General features: G+C 41.0%; 22 protein-coding genes, 1 pseudogene and 2 riboswitches. Of the genes and pseudogenes, 14 read left to right on the top strand and 9 right to left on the bottom strand.

Annotation, left to right across the window (positions count from 1 at the left end):
* Positions 1-275 precede the first annotated feature (275 nt).
* The 5 genes from thiE to tenA are packed head-to-tail and all read right to left on the bottom strand — an operon-like array spanning position 276 to position 3,702.
* Entirely contained in the window at positions 276-908 is a 633-nt protein-coding gene (gene thiE, locus IOC57_RS05150; RefSeq protein ID WP_207437702.1) for a thiamine phosphate synthase, read from the bottom strand.
* The gene (gene thiM, locus IOC57_RS05145; protein ID WP_207437701.1) at positions 889-1,704 is read right to left on the bottom strand and encodes a hydroxyethylthiazole kinase; all 816 of its coding nucleotides are present in this window, start codon (positions 1,702-1,704) and stop codon (positions 889-891) included. Before thiM ends, thiE begins: the two co-directional genes overlap by 20 nt.
* Positions 1,701-2,507: a bifunctional hydroxymethylpyrimidine kinase/phosphomethylpyrimidine kinase gene (thiD, locus tag IOC57_RS05140; RefSeq protein ID WP_207437700.1), complete on the bottom strand. Its 807-nt coding sequence runs from the start codon at positions 2,505-2,507 to the stop codon at positions 1,701-1,703. The genes thiM and thiD overlap by 4 nt, the downstream gene beginning before the upstream one ends.
* A complete protein-coding gene (gene thiW, locus IOC57_RS05135; protein ID WP_207437787.1) occupies positions 2,476-2,997 on the bottom strand; it encodes an energy coupling factor transporter S component ThiW in 522 nt (173 codons plus the stop codon). The genes thiD and thiW overlap by 32 nt, the downstream gene beginning before the upstream one ends.
* Before the next feature lie 15 nt (positions 2,998-3,012).
* Positions 3,013-3,702, bottom strand: coding sequence for a thiaminase II (gene tenA, locus IOC57_RS05130; protein WP_207437699.1), 690 nt, complete (start codon positions 3,700-3,702; stop codon positions 3,013-3,015).
* An 89-nt stretch (positions 3,703-3,791) separates the two neighbouring features.
* A riboswitch (TPP riboswitch) is annotated at positions 3,792-3,895 on the bottom strand.
* Between the two features lie 158 nt (positions 3,896-4,053).
* Positions 4,054-4,158, top strand: a riboswitch (SAM riboswitch).
* Between the two features lie 176 nt (positions 4,159-4,334).
* On the opposite strand from tenA, the gene IOC57_RS05125 reads away from it, so the two are divergent.
* Both IOC57_RS05125 and IOC57_RS05120 read left to right on the top strand, forming a co-directional pair.
* The gene (locus tag IOC57_RS05125) at positions 4,335-4,523 is read left to right on the top strand and encodes a Fur-regulated basic protein FbpA (RefSeq protein WP_207437698.1); all 189 of its coding nucleotides are present in this window, start codon (positions 4,335-4,337) and stop codon (positions 4,521-4,523) included.
* Between the two features lie 251 nt (positions 4,524-4,774).
* Positions 4,775-4,972 carry an aspartyl-phosphate phosphatase Spo0E family protein gene (locus IOC57_RS05120; RefSeq protein WP_207437697.1) on the top strand — a complete coding sequence of 66 codons (198 nt, stop codon included), beginning with the start codon at positions 4,775-4,777 and terminating at the stop codon, positions 4,970-4,972.
* A 68-nt stretch (positions 4,973-5,040) separates the two neighbouring features.
* Here the strand turns inward: IOC57_RS05120 and IOC57_RS05115 are convergent, their stop codons facing one another.
* Positions 5,041-5,547, bottom strand: a complete 507-nt coding sequence (locus IOC57_RS05115) for a GNAT family N-acetyltransferase (protein WP_207437696.1) — start codon at positions 5,545-5,547, stop codon at positions 5,041-5,043.
* A 218-nt stretch (positions 5,548-5,765) separates the two neighbouring features.
* On the opposite strand from IOC57_RS05115, the gene IOC57_RS05110 reads away from it, so the two are divergent.
* The gene (locus tag IOC57_RS05110) at positions 5,766-6,467 is read left to right on the top strand and encodes a DUF459 domain-containing protein (RefSeq protein WP_207437695.1); all 702 of its coding nucleotides are present in this window, start codon (positions 5,766-5,768) and stop codon (positions 6,465-6,467) included.
* A gap of 51 nt (positions 6,468-6,518) precedes the next feature.
* On the opposite strand, the gene IOC57_RS05105 is transcribed toward IOC57_RS05110, so the two are convergent.
* On the bottom strand, positions 6,519-8,336 hold the full coding sequence (locus IOC57_RS05105) for an ABC transporter ATP-binding protein (protein WP_286184543.1): 1,818 nt from the start codon (positions 8,334-8,336) through the stop codon (positions 6,519-6,521).
* A gap of 213 nt (positions 8,337-8,549) precedes the next feature.
* On the opposite strand from IOC57_RS05105, the gene IOC57_RS05100 reads away from it, so the two are divergent.
* The 3 genes from IOC57_RS05100 (at position 8,550) to IOC57_RS05090 (ending at position 10,319) form a co-directional block, all read left to right on the top strand.
* Positions 8,550-9,032: a DinB family protein gene (locus IOC57_RS05100; protein WP_207437694.1), complete on the top strand. Its 483-nt coding sequence runs from the start codon at positions 8,550-8,552 to the stop codon at positions 9,030-9,032.
* Positions 9,033-9,106: 74 nt separating this feature from the next.
* Entirely contained in the window at positions 9,107-9,646 is a 540-nt protein-coding gene (locus tag IOC57_RS05095) for a M15 family metallopeptidase (protein WP_396020766.1), read from the top strand.
* A gap of 130 nt (positions 9,647-9,776) precedes the next feature.
* A complete protein-coding gene (locus IOC57_RS05090; protein ID WP_207437693.1) occupies positions 9,777-10,319 on the top strand; it encodes an acyl-CoA thioesterase in 543 nt (180 codons plus the stop codon).
* 203 nt (positions 10,320-10,522) lie between these two features.
* Here IOC57_RS05090 and IOC57_RS05085 read toward each other — a convergent pair.
* A pseudogene (locus IOC57_RS05085) lies at positions 10,523-11,155 on the bottom strand (Bax inhibitor-1/YccA family protein); the annotation flags it as partial.
* 500 nt (positions 11,156-11,655) lie between these two features.
* Here IOC57_RS05085 and IOC57_RS05080 point away from each other — a divergent pair.
* From IOC57_RS05080 to IOC57_RS05045, 8 genes are all read left to right on the top strand, one after another.
* Positions 11,656-12,681 (top strand): ABC transporter ATP-binding protein, encoded by a 1,026-nt coding sequence (locus tag IOC57_RS05080; RefSeq protein ID WP_207437691.1) that lies wholly within the window; start codon positions 11,656-11,658, stop codon positions 12,679-12,681.
* Positions 12,659-13,585: an ABC transporter ATP-binding protein gene (locus IOC57_RS05075; RefSeq protein ID WP_207437690.1), complete on the top strand. Its 927-nt coding sequence runs from the start codon at positions 12,659-12,661 to the stop codon at positions 13,583-13,585. The genes IOC57_RS05080 and IOC57_RS05075 overlap by 23 nt, the downstream gene beginning before the upstream one ends.
* Positions 13,586-13,600: 15 nt before the next feature.
* On the top strand, positions 13,601-14,566 hold the full coding sequence (gene opp4B, locus IOC57_RS05070; RefSeq protein WP_207437689.1) for an oligopeptide ABC transporter permease: 966 nt from the start codon (positions 13,601-13,603) through the stop codon (positions 14,564-14,566).
* A gap of 22 nt (positions 14,567-14,588) precedes the next feature.
* Positions 14,589-15,488 carry an ABC transporter permease gene (locus IOC57_RS05065; RefSeq protein ID WP_396020771.1) on the top strand — a complete coding sequence of 300 codons (900 nt, stop codon included), beginning with the start codon at positions 14,589-14,591 and terminating at the stop codon, positions 15,486-15,488.
* 18 nt (positions 15,489-15,506) lie between these two features.
* Positions 15,507-17,273: an oligopeptide ABC transporter substrate-binding protein gene (gene opp4A / locus IOC57_RS05060; RefSeq protein WP_207437687.1), complete on the top strand. Its 1,767-nt coding sequence runs from the start codon at positions 15,507-15,509 to the stop codon at positions 17,271-17,273.
* 110 nt (positions 17,274-17,383) lie between these two features.
* A complete protein-coding gene (locus IOC57_RS05055) occupies positions 17,384-17,572 on the top strand; it encodes a hypothetical protein (RefSeq protein ID WP_207437686.1) in 189 nt (62 codons plus the stop codon).
* A 31-nt stretch (positions 17,573-17,603) separates the two neighbouring features.
* Positions 17,604-17,741 (top strand): hypothetical protein, encoded by a 138-nt coding sequence (locus IOC57_RS05050; protein WP_207437685.1) that lies wholly within the window; start codon positions 17,604-17,606, stop codon positions 17,739-17,741.
* 99 nt (positions 17,742-17,840) lie between these two features.
* On the top strand, positions 17,841-18,881 hold the full coding sequence (locus tag IOC57_RS05045) for a M42 family metallopeptidase (RefSeq protein ID WP_309487669.1): 1,041 nt from the start codon (positions 17,841-17,843) through the stop codon (positions 18,879-18,881).
* Between the two features lie 142 nt (positions 18,882-19,023).
* Here the strand turns inward: IOC57_RS05045 and IOC57_RS05040 are convergent, their stop codons facing one another.
* Positions 19,024-19,446, bottom strand: a complete 423-nt coding sequence (locus IOC57_RS05040) for a pyridoxamine 5'-phosphate oxidase family protein (protein WP_207437683.1) — start codon at positions 19,444-19,446, stop codon at positions 19,024-19,026.
* Positions 19,447-19,478 lie beyond the last annotated feature (32 nt).

Genomic DNA, 19,478 nt, shown 5'->3' with positions numbered 1-19,478 from the left:
CCATGAAAAACAAGACTCGGTTATCCTTCATGTTTTTTCCAGTATTATATAGAGGAAACCCTCATTTAAATTGAAGAAATTCGACACTCCTGCCGAATACGTGTCTAGCCAGGACCCCTTAGACGCTTGCGGCGAGAAGGCTTGGCAGACAGTCGGGGGAAAGGGCGCGGATTTCTGAAAACAACTGAATGTTTTTTTGGAAAAACCTGTAGGCAAACTCGCTTTCCTGAATTTGTCTACAGACTAAGGGGACTGTAGACAGTCCCCTCTTTTCGTTATTTAAAGTCTTTTATTATTTTTAAAAGGGATTCGGAGGCAGTCTTGGGATTTTCGGCATTCATGATGGCCGATACGACTGCGGTACCGGATAGCCCGCTATTAGAAAGAGCGGAAATGTTATCGGCAGTGATACCCCCGATGGCTACGGAGGGTATTGATACGTTTCGGCAAATCTCCTCCAAATCCCCAATTGCCATAAGAGTTGCATCTTGTTTGGTCCTGGTAGGGAAAACGGAACCCACTCCGATATAGTCTGCCCCATTTCGTTCGGCTTCGAGAGCTTCTTCAAGAGTGGAGACAGATACACCGACAATCATATCTTCAGGAACCATTTGTTTGACGACAGGAAGTGGAAGGTCATCTTGCCCCATATGAATTCCGTCCGCTTCTACCGCAAGTGCTATATCCACCCGGTCATTGATGATAAGCGGAATGGACAGCTCGTTCAATAACTGTTTTAATGCAGAAGCCTTTTTATAAAAGGAGAGTGAGGAATTATTTTTCTCTCTAAGTTGTACGATCGAGACTCCCCCTGAAACCGATTCTGCAATGATTTTGGTCAATTTTTCTAATGCTATGGATTCTTCCGTAACTAAATACAGGCTTAAATCAATTTGGGACTTCTTCATTTATTTTCACCTCGTGCATCCAGATTTCCTTATCCATTCTTGATATTGCATCGATTAATCGCACACGAAATGTTCCTGTTCCTTCATCTTTTTGAAGGTTTGCAGCAGCTAGTTCCCCTGAAATGCTCATGGTTGAGATACCGGCAATTGCCGCAGAATAGAAATCGTCAGTGACTCCGGAAAAAGTGCCGATAAGAGCAGTGGACATGCAACCGGTACCTGTAACATTAGTTAATAAGAGGTTCCCGTTGTCGATGATGGACGTATGTTTTCCATCGCTGACCGCATCCTTAGCCCCGCTGACCACGACGATACTATTCAATTTATTTGCCGCTCGTACAGCCAGCTCTGCATTGCTAATGGCAAGTTCCCCTGAATCCACCCCACGTGTAACGGTATCCCCACCCATCAATGAAAGGATCTCACTCGCATTTCCGCGAATGATTTGGAAAGTAATCTTACTTAGGAGCTCTTTGACCTGCTCTGTACGATAGGAGGTGGCGCCGACGCCCACCGGGTCCAAGATGACCGGGATACCCAGGGCATTTGCCGTCTTACCGGCAATCTCCATTGCTTCCAAGGCTTTATCATCGATCGTACCGAAATTCAGGACCAATGCGTCTGCTAATTTGACCATATCAGCCACTTCTCTTGGGCTCGAGGTCATTACTGGAGAACCACCGATGGCAAGGGTGGCATTTGCACAATCGTTGACCGTAACAAAGTTGGTGATTTGGTGAACGAGTGGTTTACTTTCTTTTACCTTCACGAATAAATCGGCTGCAGAAACCTTCATATTAAGTCACTCCGTTCTTTTTTTGCAAATGAATGAAAATGATGGACAGGTCCATGACCTTTACCAATTGAAAAGCTATTGCGTATCGCTTCAGAAATATAGGTCTTTGCCTGTTCGATCGACACTTGCAATGGCATTCCATTTGCCAGGTTTGATGTAATGGCGGATGATAGGGTACAGCCTGTACCATGAGTGTTTTTTGTCTGAATGCGCTCTCCCTTGATCCAATGGAAGTCAGTCCCATCATAAAAAAGATCATTTGGATTTCCTGCTGCATGGCCTCCTTTAAGGAGAACGGCTTTGGGGCCCATTTCTTGTATCGACATGCAAGCCCGGTAGAAATCTTGTTCCGTCCGAATCGACAAGCCTGTCAGTACTTCCGCTTCCGGTACATTTGGGGTTACAAGTGTTGCAAGTGGAAGCAATTCCCTTTTTAAGGCAGAGACAGCCTTTTCGTCGAGCAAATGGTGGCCGCTTTTGGAAATCATGACAGGGTCAAGGATAACGATGGCAGGCAAGAAGGTTTTAAGGGACGCGGCGACAGTTTCCACTACTTCTTTTGATCCAAGCATGCCAATTTTTACTGCATCGACAGGAATGTCTTCAAAGATAGCAGCAATTTGATCTGTTATAATAGTTGTTTCAATTGGCTGTACTGAACGGACTTCCATTGTATTTTGTGCGGTTACGGCTGTGATGGCAGACATTCCAAAGACCCCATGCGCAGAAAATGTTTTTAAGTCCGCTTGTATTCCAGCACCGCCCCCTGAATCAGAGCCTGCGATGGTTAATGCTGTTTTCATAAAAAAACCCCTTCATATAATTATTTTTTAACAGTATTTTAAGTAATATGAAAGCTAAAATGGCACCTGCGAATGAACTGAGCATAAATGCTGGTAAAAAACCAAAAAGAGCAGCTTTTTCTCCCAGTAGGAGGATGGCTAGTGGATAACAGGCTAGGGAACCGAGAATGCCAGTCCCAATCACTTCCCCAAAACAAGCGAATTTTAAGCTTTGTGTTTTTCGATAAAGGATGGCAGCCAAAAGTGCACCGATCATACTGCCGGGAAAGGCGAAAATTGAACCGGTACCAGACATGTTTCTAATGATCGAAACTAAAAAAGCTTGTGCCACAGCATAAGCAGGCCCCAATAGGACTGCCGTCAGGACATTTGCCAAATGCTGAATAGGAAAGACCTTTGCAAATCCTGCAGGGATGAAAATAATTGAACTGGTCAGTGTCGTTATAGCGGTGATCATGGCAGTCAACGTCAGTTTCTTTATAGGATTCATCATCATGTCAACGACTTACAGCGGCCAATCCTGCTCATTTTGAACCATATCCCAGAATAAATATTCATATCGGGAAGTAACCAAAAAGTGCTTTTCTAATCTAAGAAGTTCCTTTTCTGGCATGCCTGCCGCCAATTCTTCCAACAAAGCGATCAGCCATTTGTGTGCTTCCCCGAATTCAGGGGATGAATAGGACCTTATCCAATCTGCATAGCGATTGTTTTCCAATGTTACTCCATTTTGTTCTTTTAATAGCAAACCGATTTCATAATAATCCCAAGCGCAGGGCAGGAGACAGGCGATCAAGTCTGCCAAAGTCCCATGCTGAGCTGCATTTAGCATGTAACCTGTATAGGCTAGGGTGGTTGGCGTAGGTTCTGTATCTTCTAATTCCTTGGAACTGATCCCGAATTCGGAAGCATAATGCCGATGAATATCCATTTCCACTTGAAGGGTTTCATTTAAAATACTCGCAAACTTTGCCATGGTTTCGATATCATGAGCTTTGATGACACCTAAAGCAAAAAGCTTGGAATAATCCATGAGATAGATATAGTCCTGCTTCAGGTAATAGGCAAATTTCTTTTCAGGAAGCGTGCCGTTTCCGATTGCCTGGACAAAGGGATGTGAATGGTTCCTTTTCCAAATCTCCTTTGCCCGTGCGTGTAGTCTTCCACTGAATGTTTCTAATTTAGTATTCTCCATTGTTCATCCTCCTTTAGAATGGATTCCCATGTAAATAAAAAACCCCGTTCCTGAATACGGAACGGAGTAGATGGATATAGCCTGTAAATGGACGATATCATCCACTTCCCTCCGCCGGTATGAGCCGGTTCAGGTTCAAAGGGTCCGGAACTAATTCCATCTCAGTCAAAAAAAGACTCCCCTAGTGGTGTGAATTGTATGTAATTACTGACATCATATCAGAAAGACAAGAAAATGCAACCCGTAATTGAAAGAGGGATCACTTTATGTCCAGGGAAAAAGGAAGAACCAGGTAATTGACTTTTGATGATTATTAGGATAAAATCATAGCTACATCATTTATATATCGAATTCTTATCCAGAGAGGTGGAGGGACTTGGCCCAAAGAAACCTCGGCAGCGGACCCGTTTTGGGAACTGTGCTAAATCCAACAAGCGTATGCTTGGAAGATAAGAAGAGCCGTACGGATACTGTCAGCCTCTTCTTGAATTAGAAGGGGCTTTTATTTTTGGGGAATAACGTTTAGTGACATAATAGAAAAGGTATATATAATTTGGTGAAAATCAAACAAGTTGATAAAGTTTAGCTAACTAGAAGCTGGCTCTAGGATGACTAGGAAAGGAGCCATTTACATGGCAGAATTATTTAAGAGGATTGAACAGAGGAAGGCAATGCTTATTGAAGAGTTATTAGCCAATGGAGTATACAAAACCTCTGATGAAAGGCACCTTTATGATGCCCCATTAAAAGTACTTGAAGATGAATATAAGATTGTTATAAATAGACCTAATAACGAATCACCTTCTGAATGGATGACATAGTAAGCGATGGACTATATTTGGGGTTCTTGGATAAGGGATAGGATGTAAGCATTCACAGTCTACACTAGTGGGTGCTTTTTTTGCATTTAATAGAAAATGACACAAAATATACATAATTGAAGGATAAAATAGGTGTTTTGTCACATTTACCCTTTAAATTAACACATTTAATTTCTGGAAAATAGTTGATTTTAACTAGTGGTTTCATTATGATGAAAGTGTAAAAATATTGAATAATTGGGAGGTTTGATATGGTGTTTTGCGGGAAGGTAACTATAGAAAAAGTAGAAGAGAAGAGACAAGAGATGATCAAATTGGCAGCGATTTACGGCTTAACAGGTCTGCTAACTGTTCAAGCCAGTCAAGAATTGGATACGCTATTAAACGCGTTAACAAGTAAAAGAGATTCTGAATATTTTTCACTCCAAAAAGCATATAGGTATTTTTAAATTAGCCAATTTGACCTCATTTAATCTGAAAAAGCTACTGCTCAAGGCAATAGCTCTAAAGAATTATATTAAATATCGACACGTTTACCAAGAATGATCAAATCCCGCTCAATGCCATCCAGCTCGGCAACTTGAGGTAAATGTGCCCATTCTTCAAAAGCGAATTTGGAAAAAAGCTTAAGGCTTGGTTTATTGTGGGCGAAAATAAAACCTAATAGAGTCTTAATACCTAATTTCGGACTCAATTCAATTGCCTTTTGAATCGAAATTTGTCCGATTCCTTTTCCCCGGAAATAATCATCAATATAAATGCTGATTTCAGCAGTGGAATTATATGCCGGTCGGCCATAGAAGGATTGAAAGCTCATCCATCCAGCCGTTTTCCCTTCTATAAGAATGATATATAGCGGTCGGCTTTCTGAATGATGTTCCTCAAACCATTTAACCCTCGATTGGACGGATACAGGTTCCGTATCTGCAGTGACCATTCTTGAAGCAATTGTCGAATTATATATTTCAACAATTCTGGGCAGATCAGATAGTTCTGCCTCTCTAAACTCTATGTGCTCTTCCATGATATAAACTCCTAACTATCATTTATTCAATCTCCAGAATGAAGGGTAATCCCGTTTTTTGTTAAGGAACGGTGAATGACACCCAATCCATTGAAAGTTTTATATTATCATACACTCTTTACTCTTTATCTGACAATTCTTTTTTGTATGTTAAGACTGTAGAATTTTTGGGTATGTAAGATTAAATACTTCTAGTAAAAAGACAAGAGGAGAACAAAATGAAAAAATTGGCAGGGTCATTGATTATTGTACTAGTTATATGTTTTGCTGCATATGAATTTCAGGCTTCGGAGTCGGAAGATGTGCAAAGGGTGATGGCTTTTGGAGATTCGTTAACATATGGAAAAGGGGATAAGGATGGGGAAGGTTATATAGAAGGCCTGGAGGATGAATTGAATAATCCGGAATCGGAACAAAAAGTGAGTTTTTGGAATTACGGTATAAAAGGCCAGGAAACGGATGGGGTGATGAAACAGCTTGATGATTACCGCATTAAAACGAAACTTGATGAAGCCGATACTTTCATCGTTTATATTGGAACGAATGACTTGATCAATAGTAACGGAGGGAACTTGGAGAAAATAAGTGATCGAAAAATCAATGAAGGTAAACGAGAGTATATCAGCCATCTGAATAAAATTACATCAAAGCTGATAGAGGCGAACGGTAAAGCGAATATTCTGGTAGTAGGGCTATATAACCCAATTAAAGGCAATCAGAAACTAGAAAAGCACATTCGCGATTATAACCAGTCTATAAAGGAAATAGCGGATAAAGATAAAAGGATGTTATACATTCCTACGAATGATCTTTTTGAAGGTAAAAAGAAAAAAGAGTATTTCAGTGATACGTTACATCCGAATGAAAAAGGGTATCAGCTCATTGCTAATCGGGTTTTGGAAAGTTATGATTTCAAATGAAAGCAAAAATGCACTGGAAAGCTTTCCTGTGCATTTTTGCCTGCTAAGTCGCTAGGAATTTGATAGGGCTTTTAGTTGAGGGAACTGCAAGTCATGAAGCTGCTTGTATCTGCCGTTGTTTTGCAGTAACTGTTCATGTGTTCCTTTTTCATGAACCTGACCTTTTTCCAGAACGATAATTTGATCGGCATCCTGAATGGTGGATAAACGATGTGCAATGACTATTGAAGTGCGGTTTATCAATAAACGCGACAATGCTTCCTGGATCAAATGTTCGGATTCTGTATCCAATGCCGCCGTTGCTTCATCGAGAATGATGATTTGCGGATTTTTCAAAAGTGCCCTAGCAATGGCGATGCGCTGTTTTTGTCCACCTGAAAGCTTGACTCCGCGCTCTCCGATTTGAGAATCATAACCATCATGAAAAGCACTGATAAAGTCGTGAGCATTTGCCGCTTTGGCGGATTCGATGATTTCATCATCTGTAGCATCAAGTTTGCCATATACGATGTTATCACGGATGGAACCGTTGAATAAAATGATATCCTGGGAAACAGTTCCTATTTGTTCCCGTAGTGATTTCAGTGACGCATCTTTAATATCATGACCATCCATTATAACTGTGCCACCTTGCGGATCATAAAGTCGGATCAAAAGGCTCGTGATGGTCGATTTTCCTGCGCCAGAGGAGCCGACCAGGGCGGTTACTTGACCAGCTTTCATGGTCAGGTTTAGATTGATGAGTACAGGAACACTCTCATCATAAGTGAAATTAACGCATTGAAATTCAATTTGCTTTTTTATGGGAGGGAGTTCAATGGCATTTCCCTTGTCAATTATTTCAGGTTTAGTTTCCAATATTTCAGTTATCCTTTCAAAGGCTGCCGCTGATTGCTGGACAATGCTGATGACCCGGCTGAAATTGCGAACTGGACTCTGCAGTAACCTCAAATAGGCGAGGAAGGCCACGATTAATCCTATTGTGAATTCACCTTCCATCACTTGCCAAGCCCCGAACACAATGACTGCTACAAGCCCGATATTGTTCAATAAATCGATAATCGGACCGAACATGGAACGTAGCCGAACGGACTTAATGTTTGCAACCATATTTTCCTGATTACGCTCCGTAAACTGCCTTGATTCGAATTCTTCATTTGTAAAAGATTGAATGAGCCGCATTCCTGAAATGGAATCCTGTAACTGGTTGCTGATATCTCCTGCTGAACTTTGCACAGACCTAAATGACATCCTGATGCGTTTCCCGAATACCCTTGTGATATAGAACATGAAAGGGAATGTAAAAAGAAGGACAATGGTCATCTTCCAGTTAATGAAAAGCATATATACTGCCACGGCAATGAAAGTCACCGCATCAGTCACGACTTGAAGCATGCTCGAAGAGACGAGCTGCTGCAGCAAATTGACATCATTGGTCAACCGGGACATTAAGTCACCAGTACGGTTCTTATCAAAGAATTTCATATCCAGTGATTGAATATGGTCATACATGCTATTCCGTATATCCATAATAGCTGTTTGACCGACCTTGGAAACGATATAGCTGTTAAAGTAGTTCAGTAATGCCAATGAGATGGCAGCACAAAGAATTCCTGCGCCAATCCAGATTAACAAGTCATATCTTTTTTCGGGAATGATTTTATCAATCGTAAACTGCGTCAACTGGGGGATGGAGAACTCAAGCAATGAAATGAAAAGCATGATACATAAAACCAAAGTGCAAAACTTCCATTTGGATGGGACCCGATTGAACATTTGTTTGAGCATCAACCATATGCTTCCTTTTGAAGGCATTGCATGCATGGCACTGCGGCCTTTGTGGCTGAATGGAATATGTCCTCCACTCATAGCGATCACTCCTATTTAGACTGTCCTTGATGAACTTTGAAAGTCATTTGAATTAGGTGAATTTTACCTTAATGACTATCATAGAGCTTTTTAAAAAATAGACAACTTTTAATCGGTTTGTTTCTGTCAAAAGGTATAATTATTTTACACTTTCCTATAGGACATGGAATAATTATAGGAGATTAGCGAGGCTTATAAGAGGAGATGCTAAAAATGAATGAAAATGAAAAAATCAGGGAAGAACTTTTACATGCAGTCAACGGACTATCGGATGAACAGCTGAACGCCCATCCTGAAACAGGACGATGGAGCATCATCCAGGTATTGGATCATTTATATTTGATGGAGAGGGCCATTACAAAGAGCATTTCCGATAAATTGAAAAGCGACGATAGCTTTCCTGCTGTGGATAAACCGATCGAGCTTACATTAAATCGTGAAGTGAAGGTCCTGGCCCCTCCATTTGTCATTCCGTCAGAATCATTCCAAACTTTGAGTGAAGTTAAGGATAAATTGTCCGAATCGCGAAAAGCTTTTGTACAGGTCGTTGACGATGCAAAAGAAATGGATCTCGAACAAAAGTCTTTTCCACACCCTTTGTTTAAAGATTTAAGCTTGAAGCAATGGATAACGTTCGTGGGACTACATGAAAAACGGCATTTATTGCAAATGGAAGAATTGAAAACAAAGTTATAATAGAAGAAAAACTCATCCGTTTTTGGTTGAGTTTTTCACTTTCATACAGTTATTCGTAAAGGAAGGATTTTTCAGTGAAAGCCACTTGGGTAAGGACATGTTTGGTATTGGGCTTTTTCGGATTGTTGCTTGGGCTCTTGTTCAAATATATGATTCCGCCGGATCTAGATGAAATCGAACTGACTGACGAGCTGAATCCGATCGTCGCCGAAAAAAAAGACGAGCTCATTCAACAGGCTAATGACAAAGGCATCCCGGTAATCATTACGGCAGGGTTCCGGTCTTTAGCCGAGCAAAATGAACTCTATGAAAAGGGCCGAACAGGCTCGGGGAACATCGTGACGAATGCAAGAGGAGGCGAGTCCCTGCATAATTTCGGTTTGGCCATAGATTTTGCCCTCCTTAACAAACAAGGTGAGGCCATTTGGGATATGCGTTATGATGGCAACAATAATGGCAAGTCGGATTGGATGGAAGTCGTAGCCATGGCTAAAGGGTTAGGTTTTGATTGGGGAGGGGATTGGGCAGGGTTCAAGGATTATCCGCATTTACAAATGACATTTGGCTTGAGTCTGCGTGAGCTGCAACAAGGCAAGCGGCCAAAAGGGCAGTGAAGTGGGTGCCTTCATCATAAGCCGCATAATTTTGACTAAAAGCAGGAAAATAAGCATGTGAATTGCTTTACAGGTAAGAATTCGTTAAAGTGAACTAGTGAGAAGTCAGACATTAAGGAGTGCAGTCACCATGGAAGAAATAAAACATTGCCGGGACTCTTTGGTCATAAAAACAAGCCTTGTCCTCCCGCCGGATACAAATAATATTGGTACGATGTTCGGAGGCAAATTAATGGCATACATTGATGATGTAGCGGCTATATCAGCCATGCGTCATGCGCGAAGCAACGTCGTTACTGCATCAACTGATTCTGTCGATTTCCTGCATCCTATTCACGAAGGAAATGCAGTTTGCCTTGAAAGCTTCGTGACTTATACAGGCAGAACATCAATGGAAATCATCGTAAAGGTGATTGCAGAGGATTTAGTTACAGGAGATCGGAATTTATGCGTCATATCCTTCTTGACATTTGTTGCCATCAATGAAGAAGGTAAACCAATTCCGGTTCCGCGTTTGGTTCCAGAAACAGAGATGGAAATGAATTTAAATGAATCAGCAAAACAACGGGCCCAAATAAGGAAAAAAAGAAGGGAAGAAACACAGTTCATTGCAAGTACTTTCGGTGTGAAACTGCCATGGACCGATCAATCAAATCCAGGATTATATAAATAAGATAAGTATCCCTTCAGATGTTCTTATTAATGGTAGAGATCAAATTCATTGTAATTTGGTCTCTTATTCATTGCCAGGGGTTTTGGGAAAAACAGTACCTTCATAAATTGGATTTTCACAGTGAGGAAGATATGTGAAAAGACGCTTGGATAAGTCCAAGCGTCTTTCTTATGATACATTGTTGGTTGATGGTTTAGCTTATAGTCACCGCTTGCTAAAATACCAAAGAAGCGCAAAATGTTAATGAATAGGTTAATGAAATCAAGAAATAGATTCAAGGCAATGAGCGGTACTTCTTTGGTTGTTACCCCGTAATGCTTCATTCTATTGAAATCATATAAAATATATCCACTGAAAATCAAAATCCCAATAAATGAAAAGACCAGCATGGCGGTAGAGCTTAATGGAGAGAAAATGTTGAAAATGCTAATGACCACTAAAGCTAATAAGGCCGCAAATAACATTCCTCCCAAGAAAGAAAGGTCCCTTTTGGTGGTTGTGGCATAAACCGCCAGTCCTCCAAATACGACTGTCGTCGTAACACCTGCCAGGATCACCACATTAGCCCCTGCAGTGGCTAGGTAGTGTGCGATGATTGGATAGGTCGTAATTCCAGAAATCAACGTGAAACTATACAAGAATGTGTAACTGATGGCTTTTTTCCTCCGTAATATGAATGCTCCAATCAGCATGACGATCTTAAGTATCGCTAGGGGAAGAAACATGGGGGACGGAACAAGAGCGCCGAGAGCCATCCCTAAAACGGAAACGGAAAGTGATAAAGCGAACGTCCGCATGACGGACGGCATATATGTTTGTACAGTTTGTGAGTACATTCAATCACTCCATCGTTTATTTTCTACCCTTTTCTTCGACTCTGTTTTAAAAGGTAAAAGGTTTCAGTGCATTCAGTGAAAATTAGGTGTTTTTTTAGAAATATTGAAATATATATGAAAAAATTCCCTTTTTTTATGATATCCTTGCGAATATACTGATTTTTCCGAAATATTAAAATACTTTAATCTGAACCATTCTTCGGTACGTAAAATGACAAGGTCAAAAAATGGGTATGAACGTTTAAATAGTTATCTCGAAATAATAAATGTGAAATTATTTGTTCTACGTAATTAAGCGGACTTCAAAACTTTACTGTATAACAGTTATAAAGGAAACGTTTTTTTATTGCAGAAAATTATTCCTAAAGTTATAAAATATGAAAAAAATGTGATTATTTTCTATAAAAACTATTGTATAATTGTAAAAAAGTGATTAAAATTTTAAATAATTATCAGAAGATTAATTATTTTCCCGATAAAATAATTTAGGGGGGGCAAGGATGAAGAAAGCTATTTTGCAAATAGAAAACCTAACTACCTCATTTAGAATCGGTAACAAATATCATGCAGCAGTGGATGATGTTTCGTTCACGGTGAATGAAAATGAAATTGTAGCAGTTGTTGGAGAATCAGGTTGTGGAAAGAGCGCATTGGCCTTATCTATCATGCAATTACATAATAAGCTGAGAACGAAATCCGAAGGAAACATCAATTATAAAGGTCAAAATCTACTAAAGTTGAATGATGTGCAAATGAATAAAGTCCGTGGCAAGGAATTGGGTATGATATTCCAGGAACCTTTATCGGCTCTGAACCCGCTCATGACCATTGGAAAACAGATCGAGGAGAATCTTGATTATCATACTGGACTTTCCAGTGCTGAAAAAAAGAACAGGACGATCGAACTATTGACTCAAGTGGGAATTCCATACCCTGAACGGACGTACAAGCAATATCCCCATGAACTCTCGGGCGGAATGCGGCAAAGGGCAATGATCTCGATTGCCATTGCTTGCAACCCGGCATTGGTCATTGCCGATGAACCCACGACGGCACTGGATGTTACGATTCAAGCGCAAATACTTGATCTGCTGAAAGATATCCAAAGCAGGACAAAAATGGGCATCATCTTAATTACACATGATCTGAGTGTCGTAGCAGAGGTCGCTGACAGGATCGTTGTCATGTATGCAGGTCAAGTGGTGGAAACGGGAAGTGTTAAAGCTATATTCAACAATCCGCTGCATCCATATACCAGGTCGTTATTGAATTCGATTCCTTCGGCTGCAAACGAGAAAAATCGTTTGCATGTCATCGAGGGAATCGTTCCATCGATAGCGAAAATGAAACGGATAGGATGTCGCTTCCAAGATAGGATTCCTTGGATACCTAAACATGCGCATGAAGAGACACCCCGACTTCACGAAGTGGGCAACGATCATTTTGTGCGCTGTACCTGCTATAAAGAGTTTTATTTTCAAGCTGAAGGAGGTGCATCGGCCCATGACATTACTCAAAATAGATAATTTAAAAGTGCATTTTCCAATAAGGGGCGGTTTTTTTCGAAGGGTGGTCGATCACGTAAAGGCTGTGGACGGTGTTTCCTTTGAGTTGCAGCAAGGGGAAACATATGGTTTGGTCGGGGAATCCGGAAGCGGCAAGTCCACGACAGGCAAGGCAGTGGTCAAACTGAATGAGGTGACATCCGGACAAATCCTGTTTGAAGGCAGGGATTTAGCCTCTTTAAGTAGAAGAGAGATTAAACCCTTCAGAAAAGATATCCAGATGATTTTTCAAGATCCGTATTCATCATTGAATCCCAAGAAGAGAGTGCTGGACATCATTGCCGAACCGCTTAGGAACTTCGAGCGGTTATCCCCTTCAGAGGAAAAGAAAATTGTACAGGACTTCTTGGACAAGGTCGGACTGAGTCCGGAATCGATTTACAAGTATCCTCATGAATTTTCAGGGGGGCAGCGCCAGCGGATTGGGATTGCCCGCTCATTGACATTGAAACCCAAACTGATCATTGCGGATGAACCGGTGTCAGCACTGGATGTTTCCGTTCAGGCACAGGTATTGAATTTTCTACAGGATCTCCAACAGGAGTTCAATTTGACTTATTTATTTGTCGGGCATGATTTAGGTGTAATCCGGCATATGTGTGACCGGATGGGCGTTATGTATCGCGGTAGATTGGTAGAGGAAGGCAAAAGCGAGGAAATCTATGAAAATCCACAACATATATACACGAAGCGCCTGATTGCCGCCATTCCGGATTTAGAGCCGGAATTTCGCGAAGATAAAGTGCAGCTTAGAAAAAAACTCACCTCAGAATATGAGTCGACCTACTCAAAATATTTCGATGAGAATGGACGTGCTTACGATTTGAAGCCTATCTCATCGACACATAGAGTCGCATTACAATAAGGAGGTCGAAGGAATATGTGGAAGTTTATCCTAAGACGTTTATTAGTTATGATTCCGCAACTCTTTTTATTGAGCATCATCGTTTTCATGATGGCAAAAGCAATGCCTGGAGATGCATTGTCAGGCCAGGAAATCAACCCTAGGGCCAATCCGGCCGAGCTTGATAGGATCAGGGAAGAACTGGGTTTGAATGACCCTTGGTACCAACAATATATAAGGTGGGCATCCAATGCAGTGCAGGGGGATTTCGGTATTTCCTATACACATAAGACGCCCGTTATGGATGTTATCGAAGACAGGCTTTGGAACACGGTGTTCCTGGCGTTGGTCACGCTGATCTTTACATATATGCTTGCTATTCCATTAGGCATACTTAGCGGAAGGTATAACGATACCTGGGTGGATAAAACCGTTACGGGTTATAGCTATGTAGGGTTTGGCACGCCGATTTTCATTTTTGCTTTAATCATGTTATTCGTTTTCGGGTTTGCCCTGGATTGGTTCCCGTCCGGTGGCAGTGTCGATTCAAAAGTGGATGAAGGAACATTCGCTTATGTTGTAAGCAAGATCAATCATTTGATTTTACCAGCTTTAAGTACTGCTTTAATTACAACAACAAGTACGATCCAATATTTGCGAAATGAAATCATCGATAATAAAATCAAGGATTTCGTAAGGACAGCGCGTTCGAAGGGAGTTCCTGAATCAAAAGTATATTCACGGCATATCCTGAGAAATTCCTTTTTACCGATAGCGGCATTCTTAGGTTATGAAATTACTGGATTGATCGGTGGCGCAGTCATAATCGAGACCATTTTCAGTTATCCGGGACTGGGGCAGCTTTTCCTTAGTTCAGTCAGTCTGCGGGATTTCAGTGTTGTCACGGCCATCGTCATGATGACGGGATTTGCCACTCTGCTTGGCACTCTTCTTTCGGACATCATACTTAGTGCGGTCGATCCGCGGATACGGATAGAATAGGAGCGGGGTGAGGCGTATGGAAATGAAAGTAGAAACAGGAAAGAACATACAAGTTAACGATATGAGCCCTTCAGGAATCAAAATCATCTGGCAGGAAATCAAAAAGGATAAACTTGCCATGGGCTCATTGGTTATATTAGCAGCCATATTGCTTTTTGTTTACGGTGCTTCGTTCTTCATGGACGCCAAGGAAATAGCCAAGGTCGATTTTCTCTCCATTTATATGGAGCCATCTTCAGACTATTGGCTTGGAACCGATTATGGTGGCCGAGATGTATTCGGACAACTGATAATAGGTACTAGAAATTCATTCACGATCAGTTTATTCATTACATTATTCACGGCGATCATCGGTTTATCATTAGGGCTTCTGGCTGGTTACTTTGGCGGGGCAACGGATAATGTGATTATGCGTGTTATCGATTTCGTGATTGCCTTACCGCAATTGATGTTCATCATCGTTGTAGTCACGATTGTACCGATCTTCAATGTATATGTTTTCATTTTAATCATGACGATGTTTTTATGGACAGGAAAGGCACGGCTGATTCGTTCAAAGGCTTTGTCAGAGCGTGAGCTGGATTATATCCACGCCTCACAGACACTTGGGACGCCACATTGGAAAATCATCCTGTTTCAGCTTCTGCCCAATGTCAGTTCATTGATTATCGTTAACTTCATTTTGAACCTTGCTGGCAATATTGGCTTAGAATCCAGTTTGACTTTCTTAGGGTTCGGTCTTCCGGAGAGCACACCGAGTTTAGGGACGCTCATCAGTTATGCTCGAAATCCAGATGTTCTGGAAAATAAGTGGTGGATATGGGTACCCGCATCACTCATGATTTTAGTGTTGATGCTGAGTATAAATTTCGTTGGTCAAGCGTTAAAACGCGCTGCCGATGCAAGACAAAGAAGAGGATAAAAAAGGGGAGTGTATGATATGAAAATCAAAAGCTACAGTAAGGTATTAAGTGCATTGGCCATTTCGTCTCTACTGCTTGCTGCATGTTCGGATGATACGGAAAAATCGTCAACGAAAGAGAAAAAAGGGAAAGATGTCGAACAGGTCGATACCTCTAAATTCCCGACAAAGACGACAAATCAAGGAGAGCCGATTGAAGGCGGCCATCTGACATATGGATTGGTATCCAACACACCGTTTGAAGGAATCTTGAATAAAGTTTTCTATCAAGGCGAACCTGATCACCAAATCATCACATTCCTGGATGATGAAGATTTATTGGATACAGATGAAAACTATGTATATACGAATGAAGGTGCCGCTTCCTATGAGCTTTCAGACGATCATAAAACGTTCACGCTGACGATTAAGGATAATGTAAATTGGCATGATGGAAAGCCTGTGACGGGTGCCGATTTGGAATATGCATATCTTGTCATTGGAAACAAGGATTACAAAGGTGTACGCTATGATGAACAAATGGCTTTAATCGAGGGTATGGAAGAATATCATGAAGGGAAAGCGGATAAGATTTCAGGCATTAAAGTGGACGGCAAGAAAATCACTTTCACTTTCAAAAAAGCGAACCCTTCCGTCACGACCGGATTATGGTCATACCCACTTCATAAAGAATACCTAAAAGATGTGCCGATTGCAGAGTTGGAATCTTCGGATAAAATCCGCAAGAACCCGATTGGTTTTGGACCATTCAAAGTGAAGAAGATCGTTCAAGGGGAAGCGGTCGAATTCGAAGCGAATAAAGATTATTATCGCGGTGCACCTAAATTGGACAGTGTCACATTAAAAGTCGTGAATCCGTCTGTTGTCGTTAAGTCACTTGAAAAAGGTGACCTCGATGTAGCAGAGGTCCTGCCTGAACAATATGAACAGGCCAAGGAATTGGATAATGTCGAATTATTGGGGAAAGTGGAATTGGCTTATTCCTATATCGGTTTCAATTTCGGTCATTATGATAAGGAAAAGGAAGAAAATATTATGGATGAGAATCCAAAATTCGAAGACAAACGCCTTCGTCAGGCGATGGCGTATGCCATCAATAATGAAGAAGTTGGCGAAAAGATGTTCAAGGGCCTTCGTTTCCCAGCCAACTCGGTCATTACACCGAACTTTAAATATAACAACAAAGATCTAAAACCATATGAATATGATCCTGAAAAAGCCAAAAAACTCTTGGATGAGGCTGGATTTGTCGATACAAATAAGGATGGCATTCGTGAAGATGCGGAAGGAAAGGAGTTCAAGATCAACTTTGCTTCCATGAGCGGTTCCGATGTTTCTGAGCCTCTAGCAAGGTATTATATCCAACAGTGGGAACAAGTAGGCTTGGACGTCGAATTACTGGATGGAAAGCTGCATGAGTTCAATTCATTCTACGACCTTTTGAAAAAGGATAATGACGAAGTTGATGTTTATTCAGCAGCATGGGGTGTCGCTTCCGATCCGGATCCGTCAGGCTTATGGTCCAGGTCTGCAGAGTTTAACTATACCCGTTGGGTGAATGATAAAAATGATGAGCTTCTTGCGAAAGGAATTTCAGAGGAGGCTTTCGATGATCAATATCGGATCGATACGTATAATGAGTGGCAGGAATTGATCCATGAAGAGGTTCCGGTCATCCCGACATTATTCCGTTATCAATTGGCGGGAGTGAATGAACGCGTTACAGGCTATGATTACCTTGCAGCTCGCCAATATCAGTGGCATAATGTCGGTGTAACAAAATAATTAATGGATGAATCCAATCGGCTGCCTTTAAGGGCGGTCGATTTTTTGAGTTTCAAGGAAGTGGATAAAGGTTATATAGATAATAGTAAGTAATTGGAAGGGTGATATTGATGGAAGTGAGAAATCCTAATGAAACAATGAGAGAGTTAGAAATATTGTTTACTGAATCGGTTGGCCGTCTACTGAAACCTCTTGAAGAGGAAATCATTGCAGACATTGTAGCCTATCCAGACGAAAAGAGAATTGCCTTCTTGGAATATATGAAGGAAATGTCCAACAAACAAAGACAGTTGAAGTAAGTTGAACTTTCATCATGAAGGAGGTTTTTTTATGGGGAACGAGGATATGAGCAGATACAAAGTATGGCGGGATAAGTGGAAAAGAAAAGTGAATATGGAGAATTTAGCGTTATATGGCATTTCAATGTTCATTATGGCCATCTTGCCTGTCCTGGCACATATAAGTTAATTCGAATGTATAGGCCGTCTTTTGACGGTCTTTTAAAATGTTAAAAGTTGCCATGAAAAGATATAATGAACAAAGAGGAAAGGAGAGATATAAATGAGTGTGATCGAAGAAAAGGAAATCGTATCTTACATAAAAGAATTGGTGTCCATACCTAGCCCCTCCGGCTATACAGAGCAAGCCATTAATTACGCGGCCGATTTCATGGAGCAGAGGAAGGTTCCTTACAAGATTACGAATAAAGGGGCATTGCTTGCTTCATTAAAAGGCGAAGATGAAGGCAAACATCGTTTGCTGACTGCCCATGTCGATACTCTGGGAGCGATGGTAAAGGAAATAAAGGCGAATGGACGCCTTAAATTGACGATGATTGGGGGTTTTCGCTGGAACTCAGTGGAAGGGGAGTATTGTAAAATTCATACAGCTGACGGAGCAATTATCACTGGGACCATTTTAATCAATCAGACCTCTGTCCACGTTTATAAAAACGCCGGGGATGCCAAGCGTGATGATGAGACAATGGAGGTCCGGATAGATGCTGTCGTGAAAACTAAAGAGGAAACGGAGGCCATCGGCATTTCTGTTGGAGATTTTGTCTCCTTTGAACCGAGAGTGGAAGTGACGGATACAGGCTTTTTGAAATCAAGGCATTTGGATGATAAAGCTAGCGTTGGCATCCTCCTTCATATCATTGACCTCATTTCCGCAGGAAAGATAAAATTGGCATATACGACCCATTTCCTGATTTCAAACAATGAAGAAATTGGCTATGGCGGTAATTCCAATATCCCTGAGAAAACAGTCGAATATCTAGCTGTCGATATGGGTGCGATCGGTGATGGACAATCGACGGATGAATTCAGCGTTTCCATTTGTGCAAAAGACTCCTCGGGTCCTTATCATTATAAATTACGTCAGCATCTAGTCTCACTTGCCCAAGCAAATGCTGTCGACTACCGTGTCGATATTTATCCATATTATGGATCGGATGCTTCCGCTGCAATCCGGGCAGGATATGATGTGGTGCATGGTCTGATCGGACCGGGTATCGATGCTTCACATGCTTTCGAGCGGACACATGTCTCTTCATTAAGGCATACTGCCAATCTGATTTTGCATTACATCCAATCAGAATTGGTGTAATTGTAAAAAAATCCCGCACTCATATCATTTGAGTGCGGGATTTTACTGGTTTTTTACGATATTTTTATTCTAGTCGTGCGTTTTAGCATAATACTCGTGAGAGTGAATTTGGTCCATTAACCTGTGAATGATAACTAATGATTTATAATGATAATTCTTGTGGAGGTTCACCATTGTTGTTCATCAACCGGATGCTTTCCGGCTTAATCTGAAGGAATAAATAATTTGGATCTTTTGGCCCTTCGAACCAATCTTCAAATGATTCATTCCATAATTTATCTTTCAGTTCCTGGGAATCGTTTATTTTCGAGGTACCTGAGATTTCCAGATAAGAATCGCCTAACCCTTCATTATCATAGCCAATCAGGATATGAACATTAGGATTCTTTTCAATTTCATCAATTTTTTCCGTCTTTCCGCTAGTTGGTGTGTATAAAGTTAATTCATCGTTGAAAAATGTCATATAGCGTGAATATGGTTTGTTGTTTTTAACTGAAGATAAAACTCCTATTTTATGATCACGGATGATGTTCAATACTTTTTCTTTTATTTGGTTTTGGCTCATGTTTACACACTCCTTTTATTTCTTAACTCTAT

It is taken from the genome of Bacillus sp. SD075 (assembly GCF_017355165.1).
Lineage (GTDB): Bacteria > Bacillota > Bacilli > Bacillales > DSM-1321 > Peribacillus.
Note: the sequence above shows the minus strand (reverse complement) of the source record. Positions and strands in the feature narration are given on the sequence as shown.